We start from the raw sequence: 22916 nt of genomic DNA, 5'->3' as shown, positions 1-22916 counted from the left end.
TATTATTTTCCGCTCCTATTTTATACTAAGTGGCATACTTATAACACTAGACATTGCACTAAATCCACTTATAGACGCTGGCATCATATTACTAAGGCTAGCTATGCATTCCTTAACTCGACAGTTACTTAAAATAAAATAAGCAAGAAAGATATAACCAAACTGAGCAAATACGATCGTCACAAAAATGAACATATAATCTTTAATAATTATATCTAATACTTCATCAAACTGTAGTTTTACGATAAAGCCCATTATAAATAAGGGCATTATATAGATCAACAATCGCAATATTTTTGCAACAAATGCTTCTAGCTTACAAGCCAATCCAATTACAACTTCAGCACACAATTTTGAGGAAATAAAGCCTAAGATAATACTACTAAATACGATTTTATCATTAGAAATAATATTAGGAAAATTAAGCAACCATAAAGGCTTTAAACTATCATTTTCTATAGGAGAGATTATTGATAAAGCGAATTGATATATGTATATACCTACATAATAACTTATGAAGGTAGAACAAACATTAGACCCACATACTAGTAATAATATTAAGAAAACTATACGTGTTGCATCTTTGGCTAGCATTACAACAGATTTAAAAAGTAAACCAAAAATAATTAAAGGCAGAAATAATCCAATTATAGAAATAGATAGACTTATTGAATACAATAACCTTTGTACTTCTAAACTCATTAGTGGGTTTAACAATATGATAGCTATGATAATAGCCATTAAAATAAGTGGCATTTTACGCAACATAAAACTTATTTTACGCAACATAAAACTTACCTAATAATTAGTTAATTTAAATAGATGAATATAATTAAAAGAAAGATATAGAAATATTGTTACCGACTTAGACCGGCTATAGTAGTACAAAAAGACTGGAAAGTTAATATTTGCATATTAATTCAATATACAGTTATTATAGAGAGAAAAATTAGTGTTGCAATACTTTTCTAGAAGTTCTTTTGGGGGGGTATTGTTAACTAAAAGCAGATCAATTAATAAATTAACGTCATTGCGAGGAAAATTACAAAGTAATTTATACGTCCGCAATCTCAGGAGTTTTATTATTTCATGAGATTGCTACGTAGCCTATGGCTGCTCGCAAGGCATTGTTGCGTGAAGCAATTTCACCTCTGTCATCCCGTGGCTTGACCACGGGGTGACACAGTGGGTTTTACCGGTCCACGCAACAATACCTCCTCGCAATGACGACTTAGGTATCTATGCAAAATGCTTTTGCAAGAATGACATCGAGAGCTTTTTTAGAGCTATGCGGGAATAACAACGCCTCAGCCCTTACACCTCTTCAGATTGCTCTAATCCCTCTTCCTCTAACTCACTATCTTCTTCACTTTCAGCAGTTTCAGCAATTAAAGAGACAGACACGACTTTTTCACCATCATCTAGCTTAAATAGGATTACGCCGCTAGTGTTACGTCCCGTAATACGTACTGACTCAAGTTTACAGCGAATTAACTTACCGCTATTGGTAATCAGCATTAACTCATCATCCATTTTAACCGGCATAACACCGACGACTAAACCAGTTTTGTCGTTAATATCCATATTGATTATACCGCTACCGCCACGGTCAGTAATTCTATAGCCATAAGCTGAGCTTCTCTTACCAAAACCGTTCTCAGTTACGGTTAAAATGAATTCTTCGGCATTTGCCATTTCTACAATAGCCGGGGCAGTTAAGCTTACGCCAAGTTCTTCAGGATTAAACGCCTCACCTTTAGCAATCTCTAATCTCTGCTCCCACGGCACGGATAAATAAGCATCTCTATCCTCTTTTGTACTACTAATACCTTTAAGCACAGTCATAGAAATTACAGAATCCTCTTTGGCAAGCTTCATACCTCGTACCCCATCAGAAGTACGGCTCTTAATAACACGCAGCGATTCAACAGGGAATCTTAAAGCTTTACCGGCTTTGGTAGCAAGTAAAATATGCTCGTCTTCTTTACATGGTTTTACGTCTATTAATTTATCGTCCTCATCAAGCCTAATAGCAATTTTACCGTTCGACTGAAGCTTTTTGAAATCTAATAAATCGCTTCTTCTGATATTACCTTTGGCAGTTGCGAACATAATGTTTAAATTATCCCTCTCATCCTGATTTTCAGGTAGCGGCATAATATTCGTAATATGCTCATTTGCTTTCAGCGGTAATATATTAACCATCGGTCTCCCCTTACCCTGCGGATTACTTAAAGGCAGTTTATACAGTTTTAAACTATAAACCTGACCGATATTTGAGAAGAACAACATAGGAGTATGGGTACTACCGACAAAAACTTGCGTGGTAATATCTTCATCACGCATTGAAAGCCCTGATCTTCCTTTACCGCCACGTTTTTGCGCACGATAGCTACTTAGAGGTACACGCTTGATATACCCGCCAAGCGTTACGGTTACAACCATTTCTTCACGCTGAATTAAATCTTCTATATCTTGATCAAATTCGCCGAATTCAATTGAAGTAAGACGAGGAGTCGCAAATTCTTCTTTAACTTTAATGAGCTCTTCCTTTAAAATTTCAAGTAACCTTGTACGAGAGCCAAGTATATTAAGATATTCGGTGATTTCCGTAATGAGGTTCTTTAAATCCTCTTCAAGCTTGTTTTTCTCCATAGCGGTCAGGCGTTGCAATCTCATTTCTAAGATTGCCTTAGCTTGCACTTCGGTAAAGTTACATTTACCCTGCTCGTTTAACATTGCTTTATCATCAACCAACTTTACAAGAGGTAGGATATTTAATGCTTCCCACTGACGAGCCATTAATTCTTGTTTAGCTGCATTCGGGTCATTTGAAGCTTTAATAATACGTATTATTTCATCGATATTACTAACGGCAATAGTTAGTCCTAGTAAAATATGAGCTCTATCTCTTGCTTTATTGAGTAAATATATAGTACGGTTAGTAATTACTACTTCCCTAAAACTAACGAAAGCTGCAATTACTTCTTTCAAATTCATCACTTTCGGTAGCCCGTCTTTAAGAGCAAGCATAATAACACCGAAGCTAGTTTGTAGCTGCGTACATGCGTATATTTGATTTAAGACTACTTCAGCAACTACGTCTTTCTTTAACTCAATAAAAATCCTTACACCGTTTTTATTCGATTCATCACGTAAATCACTTATACCTTCTATACGCTTTGCCTTAACCATTTCAGCGATTTTCTCAACGAGCCTTGCCTTATTTACCATATACGGTATTTCGGTAATAATAATTGCTTGACGGCTATTACCGATATTCTCAATCTCGGCTCGACCTCGCATAATGATACTCCCTCTACCGGTAAGATATGCCGATCTAATACCGCTAATGCCTAAAATCATTGAACCTGTAGGAAAATCCGGTCCTTTAACAACTTCAAGTAAATCTAATATTTCTATATCGTTATTATCTATATATAAACAGCACGCATCGATAACCTCACCAAGATTATGAGGCGGGATATTAGTTGCCATACCGACCGCAATGCCTCCGCTACCGTTCACCAATAAATTGGGAAACATTGCAGGAAGTACGGAAGGTTCTTCTTCAGAACCATCGTAATTAGGGTTAAAGCTGACAGTCTCTTTATCGATATCCTCTACGAGCTTATACGAAACTTTGGCCATTCGAGATTCGGTATATCTCATTGCTGCCGCCGCATCACCATCCATCGAACCGAAATTACCCTGCCCGTCTACAAGCGGTAAACGCAAGGAAAAATCTTGTGCCATACGTACTAACGCATCGTAAATAGCACTATCGCCGTGCGGATGGTATTTACCCATCACTTCACCAACTATTCTAGCGGATTTTCTATAAGGTTTACTAGCATGATTACCGGCTTCATGCATGGAATAGATAATTCGGCGATGTACTGGCTTTAAGCCGTCCCGAACATCCGGTATAGCTCTACTTACTATAACGCTCATAGCATAATCAAGATAAGATACTTTCATCTCATCTTCGATATTTACCGGTACTAAATTAGAAGAAGCTTTATCAGTCACGATTACTTAGCCTTAAATTTAATGAATTATATTTAATAATAGAGACATAATAAATTTCTTTCAAGGATTGCTTGTATTTATAATCGTGGTATTATTTCTAAGTTACCGATGTCATTCCTGCGGGACATTGTTGCGCGGATGCCGATGTCATTCCTGCGAAAGCAGGAATCTAGTTTTTTAAGCAAATTATATACTAAATTTTTATGTAATTTTCTTTGTTTTATCATTTTTTACTGGATTCCCGCTTGCGTGGAAATGACATAAACGAACCATACAACAAGGCCTTTAGTCACTTACAATGACGACATCAACTGTTTCTATGCAATAACATAATCGTAAAAGTTAACAAACTTTATTATATATTAGAATTATTTTATACTTTCTAAATTAATGAACGCTGCTCTATTCTTGTGATCTCATCTACCGTTACCTGTTCTGCTAACCTTTGTTTAAACTTAGATCTTAGTTTTTCTAAATCTTTATTTTTCTTAGAGAACGGTAATATTTTAGATAATAATTTATTATTTTTGTTGAACATGTAGTTGCTCCCGTGATTACACTTAAATTGCTCAAGTTTTAACCACCGAAGATTTTAACTTCGGATGGTTGGGACATTCAAAGAACCATCACAGAACAATTATAATAGCTTTTAGGTTTAAAGCTTGTACATAGCTACTATCCCCCGACCATGAAGTCGAGGATTATACCATTTATACGGCTGATAATACCGCTTAGGATAGAGGCTTTGAAACCCCGGAATAACGTCACCGCTATTCTTGCAAGAGATTTTAGCCAATTTTTTGAAATATCAATTAGCTATCCATGTCCATTCCTGCGTGGATCAGTTTTTTGTCATTGCGAGGAAAATTACATAGTAATTTGACGCAGCAATCTTGAGAAGAATTCCTGAGATTGCCACGCTCACTAACGTTCGCTCGCAATGACGACTTGATATCCACGCAACAAAACCTCCGCGGGAATGACATCGAACTGGTTTTACCAAACCACTTAACAAAGCTTGTAGTTGATATAATGATAAATTTTAAGAATGTGCCTCTTCTTGCTATTTATACCAAAGTTCGGCATAATAGCCTTTGTGCCGTAGCAAGGTTTTATGGTTGCCCCGCTCAACTATATAACCGTTATCTAAAACGATAATCTCATCTGCATCGATAATAGTTGAGAGTCTATGGGCAATGATAAGGGTAGTATGGTGAGCCGAGATCTCTTTAAGGCGTGCTTGAATTAGCTTTTTGGCTTTAGTATCAAGCGAACTTGTTGCCTCATCAAAAACATATATTGCTGGATTTTTTAAGATGGTTCTTGCAATTGCAATACGCTGTTTCTCACCGCCTGAAAGCTTTAAGCCTCTCTCTCCTACCTGCGTCTCATACCCTTCGGGTAACGTGCTAATAAACTCATGAATATGAGCATTTTTTGAGGCTGCTATAACTTCATCGTAGCTTGCTGCATTATTACCGTATGCGATGTTGTAATATATCGCGTATCGTTAAACAGTACCGTATCTTGTGGGACAATTCCAATAGATTTACGCAGCGATTGTTGCGTGACTTCTCTTATATCCTGACCATCAATAGTAATATTGCCGCTATTAATATTGTAAAACCTAAAAAGCAAGCGTGATATCGTCGATTTCCCTGCCCCACTACTACCGACTACTGCTAAAGTTTTACCGCTCTTGATCGTAAATATTATGTAAAATCGGACGTGCCTGATTATAAGCAAAGCTAACATTATCGACACTAACCGCACCTTTTAAGATAATTAGCTCCTTAGTAGCGTTCAAAGCATCCTCTACTGCTACAGATATATCAAGCAGCTTAAACATATCTTCCATACTAACTAGAGCGTTTTTAATTTCTCTATAAGCAAAGCCAAGTATTGAAAGCAGAATTGATAGCTGCAATAGATAATAAATATTAACCATTATTAAATCGCCGACGGTCATTTTATTTTGGTTAATAGCATTTGCTGAAAGTATCATAAGGCTAACAAGCCCTAAGGATATTATAACATTCTGCCCGATATTTAAAATCGATATGCTGTTAGTAGTTTTAGTAGCTGATTTTGCATAAGTTTGTAAAACCGCATAAAACTTTATCGCCTCATATTCTTCATTACCGAAATATTTAACGGTCTCAAAATTCAGTAAACTATCGATTGCTCTATTATTGGCGGTGTTATTGCTTTGGTTTATTTCCCTTGCAAAAGAAATACGCCAAATACTGATTAGGCAAATATAACCAACATAAACTATCATTGTTATTAAAATAGTTACGGCAAACCAAATACTGTAAACATACCATAACATCCCGCTTACTAATATAATTTCTACGCTTGTCGGAAAAATATTAAATAACGAATACCGCAGTACCACTTCAATACCTTTAGTACCACGCTCTATTGACCTACTTAAGCCCCCTGTGTTTCTAGTAATGTGAAAACGCATACTTAAAGCATGTACTTAAAGACATTTAGAGCAACTAAGCGAGTTACTTGATGCCCTACTTTTGAAAAAATGATATTTACGTGATGATCGTAATTCACTGTTGAACAAGTATTTTTGTTCCGCCATATGCAACAATAATCCCGATCATAACCGAAAGAGCAAAGTTTTTATTTAGCCCATTTATTATATATTTATAAACAATAGGAACGAAAATATTTATTACTTTAGCTATGACTAGACAAATAAGAGAGGTAACAATACGCAGGCGTATATCAAAATCCTTCGACCATAAATACGGCAGAAGTAGAGAGAATGAATTTTTGCGAGTTTTATTTTTGAACATTTTAAAGTTTTGGTAGTTTTCAGCATCATTGCAAGCGGGCATTACTCGCGTGGATACTAAATCGTCATTGCGAGCGACCGTAGGGAGCGTGGCAATCTCATAAAATAATAACAAACTCCTTAGATTGCTTCGTCAATTACTTCGTAATTTCCTTGCAATGACGTTTTTATTAATTACGCTCCGGCAGCAGGTGAAGTCGTCTTTGGCTGATTTTCTAACAGCTTATCTAACCTTCCCTCTTTTTCAAGATCAAACAGAGCATCACAACCGCCAACATGCATATTATCTATAAATATCTGCGGGACGGTCTTTTTTCCACCGGATTTCTTAATAAATTTTTCTTTCTCTTCCTGAGTAAAATTACTTACTTCAATTTCCTCATAAGCAACATTTTTCTCATCAAACAATGCTTTAGCTTTTATACAATAAGGACAACTAGCGAGAGTATAAACAATAATTGTGTGCAATATAGCTTTATTCATAATGTTATATTTTTTTGTGAGATTTTAATATATTATCTTAAACTATAGTTTTTAAAGCAAGTAAAAATGCATGAATAATTTTTCTATTATCTCAGAATATAAACCGGCAGGCGATCAACCAAAAGCAATAGATGAAATTATAGCAGGGTTAAGTAGCAAAAAACGCTCACAAATGTTGCTTGGTATTACGGGATCAGGCAAAACCTTTACTATGGCAAATATTATAGAGAGAACTAATCGTCCTACTCTTATTATGGCTCATAATAAAACTTTAGCTGCTCAAATCTATTCAGAGATGAAATCGCTTTTTCCAAAGAATGCCGTTGAATACTTTGTCTCATATTATGATTATTACCAGCCCGAAGCTTATATAGCACGCACCGATACTTTTATAGAAAAAGACTCATCAATTAACGAACAAATTGATTTAATGCGTCATGCCGCTACAAGATCGCTATTAGAGCGTCGTGACGTTATAGTAGTTTCTTCCGTTTCCTGTATTTACGGCCTTGGCTCTCCCGATTTATATTACCAAATGATGGTTAATCTAGAGCCTGGTCAAAGCTACCCTCGTGATCAGCTACTAAACGATTTGATAAATCTACAATATGAGCGTAACGATATCGGATTTGAGCGTGGCTGTTTTAGAGTCAAAGGCGACAATATCGATATTTTCCCCTCACATTACAGCGATAAAGCTTGGCGTTTATCGTTTTTCGGTAATGAACTCGAATATATCCATGAATTTGATCCCCTAACAGGTGAAAAACTTGCTAAACTCGATAAAGCTATGGTTTTTGGTAATTCACATTTTGTGATGCCTCAAGAAACGATCAATAATGCCATATCAGGTATTGAAGAAGAATTACAAAAACGCTTAGAGTTTTTAAAGTCACAAGACAAACCACTTGAAACTCAAAGGCTAAATCAACGTACTCAATATGATCTTGAAATGTTAACGGAAACCGGCAGCTGTAAAGGCGTTGAAAACTACTCTTGCTTTTTCACAGGACGTAATGCCGGTGAGCCGCCTCCTACATTATTCGAATACCTACCAGAAGATGCATTATTATTTGTTGATGAAAGCCATGTATCCGTACCGCAAATTAGAGCAATGTATAACGGCGATCGAGCAAGGAAAAAAGTTTTGGTAGAGCATGGGTTTCGTCTACCCTCTGCACTTGATAACAGACCTTTAAAATTTGAAGAATGGGACAAATTTAGACCACAAACTGTGTTTGTATCTGCAACTCCAGGACCGTTCGAGTTAGAAGAAACCGGCGGCACGGTTGTAGAATTGATTATCAGACCTACTGGGCTGCTTGATCCTGAATGTATTATCAAACCCGCTACTAACCAAGTTGAGGATTTAATTAGCGAAATTCAAACCACTATCGCTCAAGGTTTTCGTGTTCTAGTCACCACCTTAACTCAAAAAATGGCAGAAGATTTAACCGCCTATTTGCAGGAGCTAAAATATAAAACTTCTTATTTACATTCTAACGTTCATACTCTAGAACGTATAGAGATTTTACGAGATTTAAGACAAGGTACTATTGATGTTTTAGTCGGTATTAATCTATTAAGGGAGGGGCTTGACATCCCTGAATGCGGCTTAGTTGCTATACTTGATGCAGACAAAGAGGGGTTTTTGCGGTCGGAAGTATCGTTAATACAAACAATAGGAAGAGCTGCAAGAAATAGCGCGGGTAGAGTTATACTTTATGCCGATAAAATGACTAAATCTATCGATAAAGCCGTTAGTGAAACGTTGCGTAGAAGGCAAATTCAGCAAGAATATAATGAAAAACACGGCATAACTCCAAAAACCATCAACCGTGCTATTCACGCTTTAGCAGAATTTGAGAAAATCGATAGTAAGCTTGATAAAAAACAAGCTCATACTTTATTTGATAATCCTGCTAAGCTAAAAATCCATATTGATAAATTAAAGAAAGAAATGCTTAAAGCCGCAAGTAATCTTGAATTTGAACAAGCCGTAAAACTTCGTGATCAGCTAAAAACTCTAGAAGAGGCGGCACTCGAATTGAGTTAATGGTGTGCGTTGTGGATACCAAAATCGTCATCATCATTGCGAGGCAAAACTGTAAGTTTTGACAATCTCAGGAGTTTGTTATTATTTCATGAGATTGCCACGCAGCCTATGGCTGCTCGCAATGACTATTCAGTGTCCACACGGGCAATACCATTAACAACACCTAAAACTCCTACGATGATACGGTGATAAGCCATATATATTAATAGCTTCGATATGTTCTTTGGTACCGTAGCCGAAATTTTTGTGCCATAAATATTGGGGAAATTCAGCACTTAAGTCTAGCATCAAACGATCCCTAGTAACTTTTGCAACAATAGAAGCCGCAGCAATCGATAATGATAAATTATCACCGTTAATTATACTGACAAACCTTTCATCCTTAAACTGCATATTACCGTCAACTAACACTATTTCTGGCTCAAGGCTAAGATTTGCTACAGCAATAGAACAAGCTTTTTTAGTTGCCTCTAATATATTAATATCATCAATTTCGGTATGAGAAATAATAGCAGTTGCCCAAACATAATTACTAGTGATTTGTTCATATAGTAAATCTCTTTTCTTTTTGGAAAGCTTTTTAGAATCTTTAATTCCCGTTATAATATTGGCGTTATCTACTATAACGGCACTTGCTACTACCGGACCTGCAAGCGGTCCTCTACCTGCTTCATCTATACCTGCTACAATACAGTTATGATATTTTTTTTCAAAATGTAATAGATCTACTTCCATAATTGTATTTTTTTAATTTTTGATATATGATAGAGCAGTTTAGAATTACAAAAAAGGAAAAATGCAAAATTATTTTCAATTATTAGGACTTCCGCAAGAGTATAATATTAATTTAAAGATATTAGAAAAGCAATATTTTGCTATGCAGGTAAAATATCATCCCGATAAAGCAAAAACTTTGCAGGAAAAGGAACAAAATCTAATTACTGCGGCTGAATTAAATAACGCTTACTCTACTCTTAAAGATGCCTTAAAGCGTGCTGAATATATGCTGCTTTTGCAAAATATAAATTTGCATGACGAAAAAACACGTAGTGTACTTTCGCCTCTAGAATTAAGCATATTCTGGGATGAAATGGAAATAATCGAAAATACTATCTTATTTAGTGATTTAGAAAAAATAAAAGACAAATATGAATTAATGAAAAAGCTTGAAATTGATTCTTTAAAACAAGCTTTTGAAGAACAAAATCTATCAGACGCAACTATAAAAACTAGCAAGCTTAAATATATTGGGACATTGCTGCATAAACTGCAAGAAAAAATAAAATCATGCAAATAATAGAAATTAGGGAACCGGAGCAAGCTGATTTTAAGCAAGAACGGCAAATAGCAGTCGGTATCGATTTTGGCACTACTAACTCATTAATAGCTATTGCAGCTAATAGACAAGTTAAAGTTATTAAATCTATAGATGATAAAGAATTAATCCCAACTACTATAGATTTTACAAGTAACAATTTGACTATAGGTAATAATAAAGGACTGCGTTCTATTAAAAGACTATTCGGTAAAACATTAAAAGAAATTCTAAATACTCCGGCACTTTTTTCGTTAGTTAAAGATTATCTAGATGTAAATAGTAGTGAGCTTAAGCTAAATTTTGCAAATAAACAACTGAGAGTCCCTGAAATCGCAGCAGAAATTTTTATTTACCTAAAAAATCAAGCAGAAGAACAATTAAAGACTACTCTAACTAAAGCAGTAATAACAGTACCTGCACATTTTAACGATGCAGCAAGAGGCGAAGTAATGCTTGCGGCTAAAATAGCAGGTTTTGAAGTATTAAGGCTAATTGCCGAACCTACTGCAGCCGCCTATGCTTACGGCTTAAACAAAAATCAAAAAGGCTGTTATTTAGTATATGACCTAGGCGGCGGTACTTTTGACGTATCTATTCTTAATATACAAGAAGGTATTTTTCAAGTTATAGCAACAAACGGCGATAATATGCTTGGTGGCAACGATATAGATGTAGTAATTACACAATATCTTTGCAATAAATTTGATTTACCTAATTCTATAGATACTTTACAACTTGCAACAAAAGCAAAAGAAACTTTAACATATAAAGATAGTTTTAATAATGATAATGTATCAATTAATAAGCAAACATTAGAGCAATTAATTTTACCTTTAGTAGAACGTACTATCAATATAGCTCAAGAGTGTTTAGAACAAGCAGGAAATCCAAATATAGACGGAGTTATTTTAGTAGGGGGTGCAACCCGCATTCCTTTAATAAAAGACGAATTATATAAAGCATTTAAAATAGATATTCTATCAGATATTGATCCTGATAAAGCAGTTGTATGGGGGGCTGCATTACAAGCAGAAAATTTAATAGCACCCCATACAAATTCATTATTGATTGATGTAGCACCTTTATCGCTGGGTATGGAATTATATGGCGGTATAGTTGAAAAAATCATCATGCATAATACTCCGATTCCTATTTCGGTCGTAAAAGAATTTACGACTTATGTCGATAATCAAACCGGTATACAATTTCATATATTACAAGGTGAACGTGAAATGGCTGCCGATTGCCGCAGTTTAGCCCGATTTGAGTTAAAGGGACTTCCTCCTATGAAAGCAGGATATATTAGAGCCGAAGTTACTTTTTCTATTGACGCAGACGGTATATTATCCGTTTCTGCTTATGAGAAAATCAGCAATACATCACATGCTATAGAAGTAAAGCCAAATCACGGTATTGATAAAACGGAGATTGATATTATGTTAGAAAACGCGTATAAAAATGCTAAAATAGATTGTACTACAAGATTATTACAAGAAGCAGTAATTGAAGCAGAGGCTTTAATCTTTAGCATAGAACGTGCTATAGCGGAATTAACAACTTTATCATCGGAAAGCGAGATATCTATAATTAATTCTTTATTAGATAATATAAAAGAAGCCGTACACGCTAGAGATTGGATCTTAATTCATAATTCTATTAAAGAGTTTAAATCCAAAATAAACAAATCTATAGATACAAAGTTTAATATAATAATTAATGATTGGCTAAAAGGCAAAAATATCAATCAAATTAAATAGCCTCAGTTATATATAATATATTATATGTAATCGAACTAATTTAGATAAGGAAAAATAAGAAGAATGTCAGGAAAAATAAAAGTAACATTTATTATAAATGATGGAGAAGAAAAAACAGTAGAAGCACCGATAGGGCTTTCTATTTTAGAAATTGCCCATAGTAACGATCTAGACCTTGAGGGAGCTTGTGAAGGATCGCTTGCTTGTGCTACTTGTCACGTTATTTTAGAAGAAGCATTTTACAACAAATTAAAAAAACCTACGGAAGCAGAGGAAGATATGCTTGACTTAGCCTTTGGTCTTACCGATACTTCTAGATTGGGATGTCAAATTATTTTAACCGAAGAATTAGACGGCATAAAAGTACGCCTTCCTGCTGCTACTCGTAATATAAAATTATAATGGATTAAAAAAGTGATACGTAAAATACTTCTTTTTGTGTTTTTAGCCTTTACTATAATATGGTTTGCAACTGCATATACTATAAAAAATAACGTTGTAAGTTTAATGAAGAATTCTGAATCCGATAATCTTAAAATATCTTATAATGTAGTTAAGTTTTCAGGCTATCCTTTTAATTGGAAAATTACCGTAACGGATCCTAAAGTCAAATTAATTGATCATGTAAATTCTAAAGAATTTACATGCGAAAATATTGTCCTAAATATAGCTTTTAGTACTAAAAGAGCCGCTCTTAATTTCGGTCCTTTTATTAGAGAAGTCGATAATTACGGTGACAAAACATTTACCTATGATGTACGCAGCGATGATGACATAAAGGGTATAGGAAAATTTAATAAACCTTTATATAAAATATCAAAAGATGATAATTTAAAAGAAATATTAAAATCAATTCAGTTAAATAATAAAGCATTATTGATATTTAAAAATAATCAAGCAATCTTTAAAATTAATGATTTAGCATTTCTTATAAGAAAACAGAATTTAGCAAGTGAGGAAAATATATCCTTATTTTTAAACATGAATTATTATTCAGAAAAAGATATTTTGAATTTTAAAAATGCTAATTTAGATATTGCTGCTTCTTTAAAATTTGCTGAAGACGGAGAAGATTCAGCTATTTTACAAAATTTTAATATAGAAAGATTTATTTTTACTTGTGATAATGATTCTAAAATTAATTTAAACGGTGATTTACAACTCTTTGCCAATAAATTACCGAAAGGAAAACTATATTTTGAGCTAGAAAATTATAATTCCATAGTTGATAAATTATTACCGAATAATATTATTTTTTCTAAGAAAATAATTAAAACAATTATTGCTAAAGCAGTTAATAAAGCTTCCGACGTGCAATTAAATACAGAGCAAAATGATTCAAATTCGGCTTACAACAATATAGAAAAAGCTAAGTTTGATATTGAGTTTTCAGACAAAGGAATAAATATCGGTGCTATTAATTTATTAGAACTAAAACTTGGTAAACATAAAGAAGACCAAAATACCACAAATAATTCAAATTAGCTTTATGAACAATTTTAAACTAGCGACTACTATTAGCATATTTCTTATTTACAGTAATATTTATGCTGCTCCAAAAGTCATTAAAATCGGTACCGGCTCTATTTTAAAAGGATATTATGCTATTGGACTTGATTTATGCAAGACTATTACAAATGACGATAAAAATAATGAACATATTAAATGCGAAGTTGTTGCAACAAACGGTAGTATAGAAAATTTAAAATTATTACAACAAGGCAAAATTGATTTAGCCCTAGTGCAAGCTAATATTGCAGTAGAAGCATATGAGGGCATAGGTTATTATCACGATCAAGAAAAAATGCAAAATTTACGTCAGGTGCTTAATCTACATGATGAGTTTTTTACGGTTATTGTAAAAGATGAGGATAAAATAAAAGGTTTTGCTGATATTGACGGAAAAAAAATAACTAACGGTCCAGCATTTTCCAGTAGTCATATTACTTATGATATCGTACGTTCTTTATATAAATTTGCTAAGGAACCTGAAGAGCTACACATTAATTATGCAGATTCTAGTGATCAATTCTGTAATAAGGAAATAGATGCTATAATAATGATGGTTGGACATTCTAACCCCTTAGTAAATTTAATAGCTAAGAAGTGTAAAATTGATTTCATTTCTATTGACAATGATAAAATAACGGAATTAATAAAACAAAATAGAGCTTTTCATAAAGCCATACTTCATAAGGGCTTATATCCAGGGATTACCGATAATCAAACTACAGTAAAAGTATCGGCAATCCTAGTAACTAGAGATGAGGCAAATCGTGATATTTTAGATAAATTTATCAGAGCTTTTCATAGAAACGTAGCGAATTTTAAACTTTCTAATTACTTATTAAATAACCTGGACATTAACCATTTCGCTGATACTAAAAATTTTGTTCTACCAAAACATGATTCAGTAAGAAACAAAAACTAACAATATCTTATGTCTGAAAATACTATATTTAAAAATATACTGATACCTATAGATTTAAATGATAAAAAATCTATAAAAGGTATTCTTTCTAAGGTTTTAATGCTTGCGACGAACTTTCAAGCAAAATTACATTTTATGTATGTAATTCCTGAATTCGGTATGAAAATATTTGAAGATTATTTACCTAAACATTGGAGAACAGAGAAAAAAGAAAAGTATAAAGCTCAAATTAAAGAGCTTATCAAACAATATATTCCCGATGAAATTGAAACAGATTATTATATAGGTAGCGGTGCCGTTTATGATGAAATAATTAAGCACTCTAATGAAATTAAAGCCGATTTAATCATAGTCTCTGCAGTCAGACTACAATTAAAAGATTATATGCTTGGACCTAATGCTTCTAAAATCGTCCGTCATTCAGATATATCAGTGTTAGTAGTAAGAGACGAGTAATAAGTATTATTTACGACTCTTGGGAGTGCATTGCTAGCGTGGGTCCATAATCGTCATTGCGAGCAGCCGTAGGCTGCATGGTAATCCACAAAAAATAAAAAAAATGCTATAAATTAGCATTTTTTACTGGATTGCTTCGTCAAAACTTACAGTTTTTTCTTGCAATGACGATTTTAGCTGTTATAATTTCACTTTTAACTTTACAAAGCCTTGATAGCTTTGATATTTCTTTTGTAAATGACAGTGATATTCAAGTCATACGCTTACATTATCTTTTTCAGTTAAAACGCTAGCACCGATATTATAAGCGACTTTAGGTTGCTTCGGTAATGTGATAGTTTCATTCACTTCTCTATCTTTCCATTTTACTTTAGCATTAAGTTTTTTACTATTATCATTAAGTAATGTTCTACAGATGCTTGAAGTGCAAGCATAACACTGAAACCTTCAGCTATTTTCTGCGGTGCTAAAGAACTACCTTACCGCCTAAAATACCGCTCTATAAATACTACTTTTAGAAGCAATACTCAAATGCTGAATACCTACAACATCACTTTCTTGATATGTATCGTCTTTAGAGTGGCCGTATCTTATACCAAGATTTGGAGTAAGAGTAATATCACCATTCATAAGATGATTATAACTTAATATTTACCGGTTGCAATAGTACCTAAACGGTTGATTTACTCTTTACTATATTATGATTGTAAGCAAACATAGCTTGTATCATAAAGTTTTTCGGTAATTCTTTTTGTCCGTATAAAGTTACGATATGGCTATCGATATATTTGACCTGCTACCGTTAGATTTAAACTTTGAATCCAATTTAGTATAAGCAATACCGACTAAATCTTTGTAGTTATCAGAACCAATATCAAAACCTATAGTACCACCCGCAACATGACCTTTATAACCGGCAAAACCTTTTTGCGTATTAGTACCGTAAGTACCTGCAATCCAAAGGCTTTTATCTAACACTTTTTCATCTTCATCACCCGCAGCAACCACAGCACTAGAGAACATTCTATGCGATATAATATTACAGCTCATTTGAGTGATATCATGAATCGGATTATATATTGCTCCAATCATTTCTTCGTCTTGTTTTACTGCATTTTGCATTTCTACAACTTCAGCAGCTTCAACTCTTACAGCTTCAGCAATGCTTGCTTCTGCGGCTTCCTTTATAGAAGCAACTACTTTTGCCTCCTCTTCTTGTCTAACTTCCTCTTGCTTCGAGTTTCCAAGGCTAACTTCAGAATCCTTAGATTCTGATTTATTTGTACTACTAGATACTTCTACTTTTGTTCGCTCCTGTATTATATTATAATCATCATTTTCATAATCTTCTTCAATGTTAAAATCATCATCTTTATCATCAAAGCCTTCAATATTGCCCTCTAAAGGAACAATCCTCTCTATACGTTGAACAATCATAATTGCTGCACCAGTATGTGGAGCTTCTTCCACCAGAGACGGAACTACCCCTACATCTTCCATATTAATAACTACCGGTGCCGGTGCTAATGGAGCTACAACTGCAGGAACAGCTATTACCTCTTCTGCATCCTCTTCAGGATCCGCCGGTAAAACCAACGGTGCAACAGGAACCACAAAAGCAACAGCAGGAGCTACTACAACTACTCCACCATAGCTTACGTCTCCATTTGCTACTGCTTGTGCTGCTGCTGACTCAGGATGTCTTGTAGCAACTTCTGCTTCATTTACAGCTGCCGCTTCTATAATTGCTGCTAACCTAGAATTATTCGCTTTAAGTTGCTGCATTAATCCTGCATCTTGATTCATTCTAACACATAGATTTCTTGTTTCCTGATCTATACCACTTGCTACTTCTCTTTTAGGACCTATGAACTCAATATTTGTCCCTTCTTTTATAGCTTGAGCTAATTGATTTATATTACCATCAAGTGCATCTGCATTTTTAGTTGTATATTTCTCAAAAACTTCTTCTACAATTAATGCTTTTAGTTTTTCCTTTCCTTGAGTCTTTATTGCTAACTCTCTTTTTAAATCCGTGTCAACTGAAGCTGCTATAGCTTGAACAACGGTTTCGTATTTTTTCCCCTATTTTAGAAGTAGGAGCAATATAAGCTACTGCCACTGCAACCGCAGCATTTTTTTTAGGAAAAAGATTTACGATAGGCTTTAGACTGTTCCTCTTTCTGACTAAACCGTCCATACCAAACCCATTATATCCTATCCTCGTAGGTAGTGGCAGTGTCCACCTGCTACCACTATTACTGGTACAATAACAGGGATATTAGCAGCTTTACTCCTTTTAATACCGCTTCTATTTTCTCATCACTTAATTATATTAAGAAATTTTCCTCTTTTAAGAAATCTTTAGTATTAGGTATTAAAGCTTTCATTTTTGCATTAAAATTATTTTGTACGGCGTCTGTGATATTTTTCTCTGTAATGGTTTTAGAAGCTTTAGATAAACCAGCTGCATTATCGGCTAAAACTTTTCTTAGTAATCTAGAATTAGTATCAACTGCCGTTTCATAAATTCTTGATAATGTTGCCGGTACAGCTTTATTTTGTAAAAATGTTAGCCTCTATCTATATTACTTTCCACTGTTAAATTAACAATATTGTTATTAATCCAATTATTTATTTGAGTATTTACTTCGTTTGCTTTAGGAGTAAGGGCTATATTATCGTGTACTTCTCCTTTATTAGGAGCTAGATCTAGTACATCGGAAAATTTTATCTCTATTTCATTATTTAAAGAATTTGCTCCTAAAACATTTTCATTTTTAGCAATATAATCTATTCTTGATATAATTGTTTTCTTATCTTGTAGTTCATATTTTATTTTTATTTCAGTACTTCTTACCGTAATATGATTTTGTAAGTCCAGCGGTAATTTATCAAAAGTATAGTTTAACGGTCTATTGCATTATGTTCTTCTTCATTAAATAGCTCTTTAAAAAATTCCTTGTTGGCTATTTTATTATTTAAAGTTAAAGCTTGCCTTGAAATTTGCTTTATTACATAATCATCTTTTAGTCTATTCCAAATATTCTCAGCTTTTATCATTAATTGTGCTTTATCAGGCTTTGCTTCTGAAAATAATGTTAAAAACTCAAGTGAACTTTTCCTTTCTTCTAAAGTTAAAAGTGTTTTGATAGTAATCCCTAAATCTGTTTCTGCACCTAATCTAATGTTCTTACTTCTAGCTTTCCGGGATTGCCATTATTTTTAGCTAAATACATCTCATTATGAAATATTCTGTCTAAAGTATTCGGAGCTACAAGAACTTCTGCGACTGCTCTGCCTACAACCGGTGCCGGTGCAGCTCTTCCTCTTAATGCAGCATCTTCTTTTGCCTTTAGATTTATAACCTGCTAATTTTAGTTCATCATCACCTATGGCATCTAGATTTGCTATATCCCTAGCTATTGTAAGTCTTATACCTACACCTGCCGGAGGAGGCGGGACTACTCCTGCCATTGCTTGAGGTGCTATATTACAAGACCTACTAGACCCTCATTATCTATTCTTATTTCACCTACAGTCTTTTTTAGGACAAGTGCCAGATCACTCATTGTTTAAAGCATCGAAATTATTTATCAATGCCTGCATTTTCTTACCATCCAAATCTTTAGTTATTAAACCGGCATCTTTTAAAATCTTGTTATAACTTTTTAGACCTTGCTCATCAACTACCTTATCGTTTTCATTCACTATCTTAATTTTACCGTTATCAATATATGCTTCTTTTAATTTAGCCATCTGCTCTCAATAATTAACTACTATTGCAGGATCAGCTAACTTCATTACGGATTGTCTTATGGGAATACTAGATTGTTTAGACTCAAGCTCAACTAAGTTTTGATTAACATAGTTTTTAAATTGATCTAATAATTTATGTTTTGCTTCCGGAGTAGCTACGCTTTTAAACTTATTTAAAAGGGCTGTTTCCTGATTCAGAGTATTTAGCATTAATATCGATGCTTCTTACAGATTATTTACAACTTTTAAATCGTTATTAGCATCTACACCGCCTGTCATAGCTATATATTTTAACTGCTCCAAAGGTGTATTTAAATTTTCTATGTTATAAAATTTATAGCCTTTTTAATTTTATCGTTAATACTGACAGCATTTGCCCCTTCAGCTTTAGCAAGGATTTCCAATACTTGAAGTCTATTTTCTAGAGCCATCTCTTGCTCGTTATGTCCTGTTTCTACTGCTGTATTACCTGTTAAATCAACAACTTCAACACCGGCTGCACGTGCTTCTCTTCTTTCTCTAGCACCGTTAAGTACAGGAACAACTGCTTGAAGTCTAGTGACTTCTATTATTGCGTTATTGAATAATCTTCTTTCCCCCGACATAAGATTGTCAACAAGGTCACCAAAATCTGTACGGTCCTGAATTCCTTTTATAACATTAAGCTTTTGAGCAGGAGTTAATATTTGGTAGTCAGCAGTATGGTTCAATATATCATAGATTTCTATATCTGCTCTTGCTTCCCCGGTCACAGCGGTAAGGATTGCAGCATTAGCGCACAGTTAAGTAAGAATAATTTTGTAAGTTTAGAATTTATAGATTTAATATTTTTTCCATAATATCTAATTTCTCTTTAATAAATCTTATTACTTAAAATATTAATACTTTTTTGTTATTAAAGATAATGATACATAATCTATATTATGTCAAAAATTTATATTGATGAGTTATAAAATAGGATAATAACATGGATTTTATACGATATTTTAGTATTTATAGGAAATGTTATTTTTGTTAATGTTTAGTTAATTTATTAAAATCTCGTAGCACATTATACGATATTACTTCTATACATGCAAGCTATATTATTAAAATTTTCATTATTTTTAAAATGCTTTATAATGATTGTTATATAAAATGATGTCATTCCCGCATGAATACCCAAGTCGTCATTGCGAGCGAACGTTAGTGAGTGTGGCAATCTCAGGAATTGTTCCAATATTGCTTAGTCGAAACTTGCAGTTTTTCCTCGCAATGACGCAAAAATCGTTCCACGCAACCGCGCTTTCTTACCTACACGGGAATGACATTAAACTATAAGGTATATTACTTTGTCTCTCAAAACCAAATTACTTTTTATTACAATTAGCGGCATTATAATATTATATTTTGCTATTCCTCCTGCACCTTTACTTAAAGACGTAAGTTTCTCACAAAGAGTATTTGACCGAAACGGCGAGTTAATGCGTATTTCGCTTTCTAAAGACGATAAATATAGGATATTCACTCCTATACGTGAAATACCGGCAAGTTTTATAGAAACAGTACTATTATATGAAGACAAGCATTTTTATGCGCATTTTGGCGTTAACCCCGTTTCTTTAGCCAAAGCTTTTTATTCTACTTATTTACAGAATAATCGTAAAATAGGCGGCTCTACTATAACAATGCAAGTAGCACATTTAAGATATGGAATAAACTCTTCTACTATTCTTGGTAAAATACATCAAATCATTAAAGCTATTCATGTAGAGCTACATTATTCAAAAGATGAAATCCTAGAAGCTTATCTAAATCTAGTACCTTACGGTAGTAATATTGAAGGGATAGCAGCCGGCAGTTATATTTACTTCAATCGTGACCTAAAAGATTTAAATTTGATCGATATTCTAAGCCTTGCAGTAATCCCACAAAATCCGCTTAAAAGAGGCGGGAATGATATTAATATTTTTAAAGCACGTAAATATCTATTTACCGAGTGGCTCACGATTCACCCACAAGATATTATTTATAATAAGTTAATTAGTTTGCCGGTTAAATTTAATCAAAATAAAAAGCTTCCTTTTATTGCACCGCATTTTACTTTAGACATACTACCAAATAATGATAGCCCTATTATACGCACTACTATAGATAAAAATCTGCAAGCTGCTATAGAACAACAAGTTCGGCTATATATTAATGATCGGAAAAAATATGGCATTAATAATGCCTCCGTAATTCTTATTGATTTTACTACTATGGAAGTGCTTGCAAGTATTGGCTCCGGAGAGTTTTTTAATAACGATATTTGTGGACAGATTAACGGCACTAAAAGCCATAGATCTCCAGGCTCAGCTTTAAAACCGTTTGTCTATGCACTTAGTTTTGATCAATCACTAATACATCCGTTAACTTTACTAAAGGATACACCTACTTACTATGATTATTATAAACCGGAAAATTTTGATAGTAGGTTTGCAGGCGGTTTAAGTGCTAGAAAATCGTTAATAAAGAGCCGTAACGTACCTGTAATATTTCTAGCGTCTAAGTTAAAAAACCCGAATTTTTATGAGTTCTTACAACAAGCAAAAATTAGCGGCTTACGAAAACCTGAAAATTACGGTTTATCTATAGTGCTCGGCACAGCAGAAATTACTCTTGAAGAGTTAACTACTCTTTATGCTATGCTTGCTAATGTCGGTACTTATAAACCGCTTAGAAAAGTATTGGATTCTCCTGTGTCATTCCCGCGAAAGCGGGAATCCAGTAAATCATATGAAATTTTTGTTCCAACATTTAGGTAATTTTTTATGGATTCCTGCTTTCGTAGGAATGACACAGGAGAGAACAAGGATGACACAGACACCGTACTACTATCCCCCAAGGCAAGCTATTTAACACTTGATATTATAAAAGATACGACTCGTCCTATTACCTATAATAATACAAGGCATAACTTACCGATCTATTGGAAAACAGGTACTTCCAGCTCATTTAGAGATGCACTTAGCGTCGGCATATTCGGGAAATACGTACTTACTGTTTGGGTTGGGGATTTCAAAGGGCAAACTCACGGAACATTTACGGGTAATATTGCTGCAACCCCTTTATTCTTTAATATTATCGAAGCCATAGCTAGACCAAATAAAGATGAGGATTTAATCCTTTCAAAAATTAATGCACTAAATATTACTAAAGTAAAAGTTTGTGCAGATACGGGAGATATCGATAACGATATGTGTCCGGCTAAAGCAGAAACCTTATTCATTCAAGGCAAATCACCGATAAAACAATCCGGTATTTATAGAAAAATGTTGATAGATTTAAAAACCGGTATGCCTGCTTGTAACTTTATTAAAGGACAAACAGAATATAAAACAGTAAATTTATGGCCAACAGATATGCTTGCGGTTTATCAAAAAGCAGGAATACATATATTACCGAAACCGATACCTACAAACCATTGCAATAGGTTGATAAATTGGCATCATCAAAAACCTAAAATTATATACCCGTTAAAAAATTCCATAAAATTTTTTAACTATAAGGGTTATATTAAACCATATTTACCAAGTTCTCCAATACAATACCGACTATAGAAAAAGCTCTTTCTTGTTTTGAGGGATTAGCACAATTATCAGAATTTCAAGCTATCATATTAAACAAACAAGCTAATAACCTTATAGGGGTAATATTGCAAATTTTAGACTCTATTGAGAAATTCACAGACAATAAACCGGTTATTCAAGCTTACCGATATGTATTAAACCTACAAATTAAAGAATTATCATTATTTGAAGAAATGTTATCTGGTCTCAACCCAATGATTG

General features: G+C 33.8%; 20 protein-coding genes and 2 pseudogenes. 9 read left to right on the top strand and 13 right to left on the bottom strand.

Going from position 1 to position 22916, the window contains the following annotated elements:
• Positions 1-15: 15 nt before the first annotated feature.
• The 5 genes and pseudogenes from ABVF33_RS05915 to grxC form a co-directional block, all read right to left on the bottom strand.
• Positions 16-789, bottom strand: coding sequence for a cation:dicarboxylate symporter family transporter (locus ABVF33_RS05915; RefSeq protein ID WP_499706639.1), 774 nt, complete (start codon positions 787-789; stop codon positions 16-18).
• A gap of 525 nt (positions 790-1314) precedes the next feature.
• Positions 1315-4032, bottom strand: coding sequence for a DNA topoisomerase (ATP-hydrolyzing) subunit A (gene gyrA / locus ABVF33_RS05910; protein WP_499706638.1), 2718 nt, complete (start codon positions 4030-4032; stop codon positions 1315-1317).
• A 382-nt stretch (positions 4033-4414) separates the two neighbouring features.
• On the bottom strand, positions 4415-4570 hold the full coding sequence (locus tag ABVF33_RS05905; RefSeq protein ID WP_499706649.1) for a hypothetical protein: 156 nt from the start codon (positions 4568-4570) through the stop codon (positions 4415-4417).
• A gap of 525 nt (positions 4571-5095) precedes the next feature.
• Positions 5096-6845, bottom strand: a pseudogene (locus tag ABVF33_RS05900) (ABCB family ABC transporter ATP-binding protein/permease).
• A gap of 173 nt (positions 6846-7018) precedes the next feature.
• Positions 7019-7327, bottom strand: coding sequence for a glutaredoxin 3 (gene grxC, locus ABVF33_RS05895; protein ID WP_499706637.1), 309 nt, complete (start codon positions 7325-7327; stop codon positions 7019-7021).
• A 70-nt stretch (positions 7328-7397) separates the two neighbouring features.
• On the opposite strand from grxC, the gene uvrB reads away from it, so the two are divergent.
• The gene (gene uvrB, locus ABVF33_RS05890; protein ID WP_499706636.1) at positions 7398-9383 is read left to right on the top strand and encodes an excinuclease ABC subunit UvrB; all 1986 of its coding nucleotides are present in this window, start codon (positions 7398-7400) and stop codon (positions 9381-9383) included.
• 153 nt (positions 9384-9536) lie between these two features.
• On the opposite strand, the gene rnhB is transcribed toward uvrB, so the two are convergent.
• Positions 9537-10118 (bottom strand): ribonuclease HII, encoded by a 582-nt coding sequence (gene rnhB / locus ABVF33_RS05885; RefSeq protein ID WP_499706635.1) that lies wholly within the window; start codon positions 10116-10118, stop codon positions 9537-9539.
• 61 nt (positions 10119-10179) lie between these two features.
• On the opposite strand from rnhB, the gene hscB reads away from it, so the two are divergent.
• The 6 genes from hscB to ABVF33_RS05855 all read left to right on the top strand — a co-directional run bounded on the left by hscB (position 10180) and on the right by ABVF33_RS05855 (position 15345).
• On the top strand, positions 10180-10680 hold the full coding sequence (hscB, locus tag ABVF33_RS05880) for a Fe-S protein assembly co-chaperone HscB (protein WP_499706634.1): 501 nt from the start codon (positions 10180-10182) through the stop codon (positions 10678-10680).
• Complete coding sequence (gene hscA / locus ABVF33_RS05875; protein ID WP_499706633.1) at positions 10671-12458, top strand: Fe-S protein assembly chaperone HscA; 1788 nt, start codon at positions 10671-10673, stop codon at positions 12456-12458. The genes hscB and hscA overlap by 10 nt, the downstream gene beginning before the upstream one ends.
• Before the next feature lie 63 nt (positions 12459-12521).
• On the top strand, positions 12522-12860 hold the full coding sequence (locus ABVF33_RS05870; protein ID WP_499706632.1) for a ferredoxin family 2Fe-2S iron-sulfur cluster binding protein: 339 nt from the start codon (positions 12522-12524) through the stop codon (positions 12858-12860).
• A 12-nt stretch (positions 12861-12872) separates the two neighbouring features.
• Complete coding sequence (locus ABVF33_RS05865; protein ID WP_499706631.1) at positions 12873-13943, top strand: RP198 family tick cell line-upregulated protein; 1071 nt, start codon at positions 12873-12875, stop codon at positions 13941-13943.
• Positions 13944-13947: 4 nt separating this feature from the next.
• Positions 13948-14889, top strand: coding sequence for a TAXI family TRAP transporter solute-binding subunit (locus tag ABVF33_RS05860; protein ID WP_499706630.1), 942 nt, complete (start codon positions 13948-13950; stop codon positions 14887-14889).
• A 9-nt stretch (positions 14890-14898) separates the two neighbouring features.
• On the top strand, positions 14899-15345 hold the full coding sequence (locus ABVF33_RS05855; protein ID WP_499706629.1) for a universal stress protein: 447 nt from the start codon (positions 14899-14901) through the stop codon (positions 15343-15345).
• 486 nt (positions 15346-15831) lie between these two features.
• Here ABVF33_RS05855 and ABVF33_RS05850 read toward each other — a convergent pair whose 3' ends face one another.
• Together ABVF33_RS05850 and ABVF33_RS05845 are read right to left on the bottom strand one after the other, a co-directional pair.
• Positions 15832-15975, bottom strand: a complete 144-nt coding sequence (locus ABVF33_RS05850; protein ID WP_014410432.1) for a hypothetical protein — start codon at positions 15973-15975, stop codon at positions 15832-15834.
• Between the two features lie 135 nt (positions 15976-16110).
• The gene (locus ABVF33_RS05845) at positions 16111-17151 is read right to left on the bottom strand and encodes an autotransporter outer membrane beta-barrel domain-containing protein (RefSeq protein ID WP_499706628.1); all 1041 of its coding nucleotides are present in this window, start codon (positions 17149-17151) and stop codon (positions 16111-16113) included.
• Positions 17152-17583: 432 nt separating this feature from the next.
• Here ABVF33_RS05845 and ABVF33_RS05840 point away from each other — a divergent pair, with 432 nt between their 5' ends.
• Positions 17584-17874 carry a hypothetical protein gene (locus ABVF33_RS05840; protein ID WP_499706627.1) on the top strand — a complete coding sequence of 97 codons (291 nt, stop codon included), beginning with the start codon at positions 17584-17586 and terminating at the stop codon, positions 17872-17874.
• 378 nt (positions 17875-18252) lie between these two features.
• Here the strand turns inward: ABVF33_RS05840 and ABVF33_RS05835 are convergent, their stop codons facing one another.
• The 5 genes from ABVF33_RS05835 to ABVF33_RS05815 form a co-directional block, all read right to left on the bottom strand.
• Positions 18253-18408: a hypothetical protein gene (locus tag ABVF33_RS05835; RefSeq protein ID WP_499706626.1), complete on the bottom strand. Its 156-nt coding sequence runs from the start codon at positions 18406-18408 to the stop codon at positions 18253-18255.
• 180 nt (positions 18409-18588) lie between these two features.
• Positions 18589-18822, bottom strand: coding sequence for a hypothetical protein (locus ABVF33_RS05830; RefSeq protein ID WP_499706625.1), 234 nt, complete (start codon positions 18820-18822; stop codon positions 18589-18591).
• Between the two features lie 87 nt (positions 18823-18909).
• On the bottom strand, positions 18910-19104 hold the full coding sequence (locus ABVF33_RS05825) for a hypothetical protein (protein WP_016926024.1): 195 nt from the start codon (positions 19102-19104) through the stop codon (positions 18910-18912).
• Between the two features lie 6 nt (positions 19105-19110).
• Positions 19111-19314, bottom strand: coding sequence for a hypothetical protein (locus ABVF33_RS05820; RefSeq protein WP_004996507.1), 204 nt, complete (start codon positions 19312-19314; stop codon positions 19111-19113).
• Positions 19315-19424: 110 nt separating this feature from the next.
• Positions 19425-19856 (bottom strand): cell surface protein, encoded by a 432-nt coding sequence (locus ABVF33_RS05815; protein WP_499706624.1) that lies wholly within the window; start codon positions 19854-19856, stop codon positions 19425-19427.
• Positions 19857-20435: 579 nt separating this feature from the next.
• On the opposite strand from ABVF33_RS05815, the pseudogene pbpC reads away from it, so the two are divergent.
• Positions 20436-22616, top strand: a pseudogene (gene pbpC / locus ABVF33_RS05810) (penicillin-binding protein 1C); the annotation flags it as partial.
• Between the last annotated feature and the right edge of the window lie 300 nt (positions 22617-22916).

Origin of the sequence: Candidatus Rickettsia barbarica (assembly GCF_041477405.1) — a bacterium.
In the GTDB taxonomy this organism is placed as follows: Bacteria; Pseudomonadota; Alphaproteobacteria; order Rickettsiales; family Rickettsiaceae; genus Rickettsia; species Rickettsia rickettsii.
Note: the sequence above shows the minus strand (reverse complement) of the source record. Positions and strands in the feature narration are given on the sequence as shown.

What these genes read in the sequence shown, in the direction of transcription:
- ABVF33_RS05825 (WP_016926024.1), bottom strand. Translation starts at nt 19,104, where the DNA reads ATGGCTAAATTAAAAGAAGCATATATTGATAACGGTAAAATTAAGATA.
- ABVF33_RS05835 (WP_499706626.1), bottom strand. Translation starts at nt 18,408, where the DNA reads ATGATAAAAGCTGAGAATATTTGGAATAGACTAAAAGATGATTATGTA.
- ABVF33_RS05870 (WP_499706632.1), top strand. Translation starts at nt 12,522, where the DNA reads ATGTCAGGAAAAATAAAAGTAACATTTATTATAAATGATGGAGAAGAA.
- ABVF33_RS05845 (WP_499706628.1), bottom strand. Translation starts at nt 17,151, where the DNA reads ATGAATCAAGATGCAGGATTAATGCAGCAACTTAAAGCGAATAATTCT.
- hscA (WP_499706633.1), top strand. Translation starts at nt 10,671, where the DNA reads ATGCAAATAATAGAAATTAGGGAACCGGAGCAAGCTGATTTTAAGCAA.
- hscB (WP_499706634.1), top strand. Translation starts at nt 10,180, where the DNA reads ATGCAAAATTATTTTCAATTATTAGGACTTCCGCAAGAGTATAATATT.
- ABVF33_RS05820 (WP_004996507.1), bottom strand. Translation starts at nt 19,314, where the DNA reads ATGCTAAATACTCTGAATCAGGAAACAGCCCTTTTAAATAAGTTTAAA.
- ABVF33_RS05860 (WP_499706630.1), top strand. Translation starts at nt 13,948, where the DNA reads ATGAACAATTTTAAACTAGCGACTACTATTAGCATATTTCTTATTTAC.
- ABVF33_RS05850 (WP_014410432.1), bottom strand. Translation starts at nt 15,975, where the DNA reads ATGAATGGTGATATTACTCTTACTCCAAATCTTGGTATAAGATACGGC.
- ABVF33_RS05855 (WP_499706629.1), top strand. Translation starts at nt 14,899, where the DNA reads ATGTCTGAAAATACTATATTTAAAAATATACTGATACCTATAGATTTA.
- ABVF33_RS05915 (WP_499706639.1), bottom strand. Translation starts at nt 789, where the DNA reads ATGTTGCGTAAAATAAGTTTTATGTTGCGTAAAATGCCACTTATTTTA.
- rnhB (WP_499706635.1), bottom strand. Translation starts at nt 10,118, where the DNA reads ATGGAAGTAGATCTATTACATTTTGAAAAAAAATATCATAACTGTATT.
- ABVF33_RS05905 (WP_499706649.1), bottom strand. Translation starts at nt 4,570, where the DNA reads ATGTTCAACAAAAATAATAAATTATTATCTAAAATATTACCGTTCTCT.
- ABVF33_RS05830 (WP_499706625.1), bottom strand. Translation starts at nt 18,822, where the DNA reads ATGGCAGGAGTAGTCCCGCCTCCTCCGGCAGGTGTAGGTATAAGACTT.
- grxC (WP_499706637.1), bottom strand. Translation starts at nt 7,327, where the DNA reads ATGAATAAAGCTATATTGCACACAATTATTGTTTATACTCTCGCTAGT.
- uvrB (WP_499706636.1), top strand. Translation starts at nt 7,398, where the DNA reads ATGAATAATTTTTCTATTATCTCAGAATATAAACCGGCAGGCGATCAA.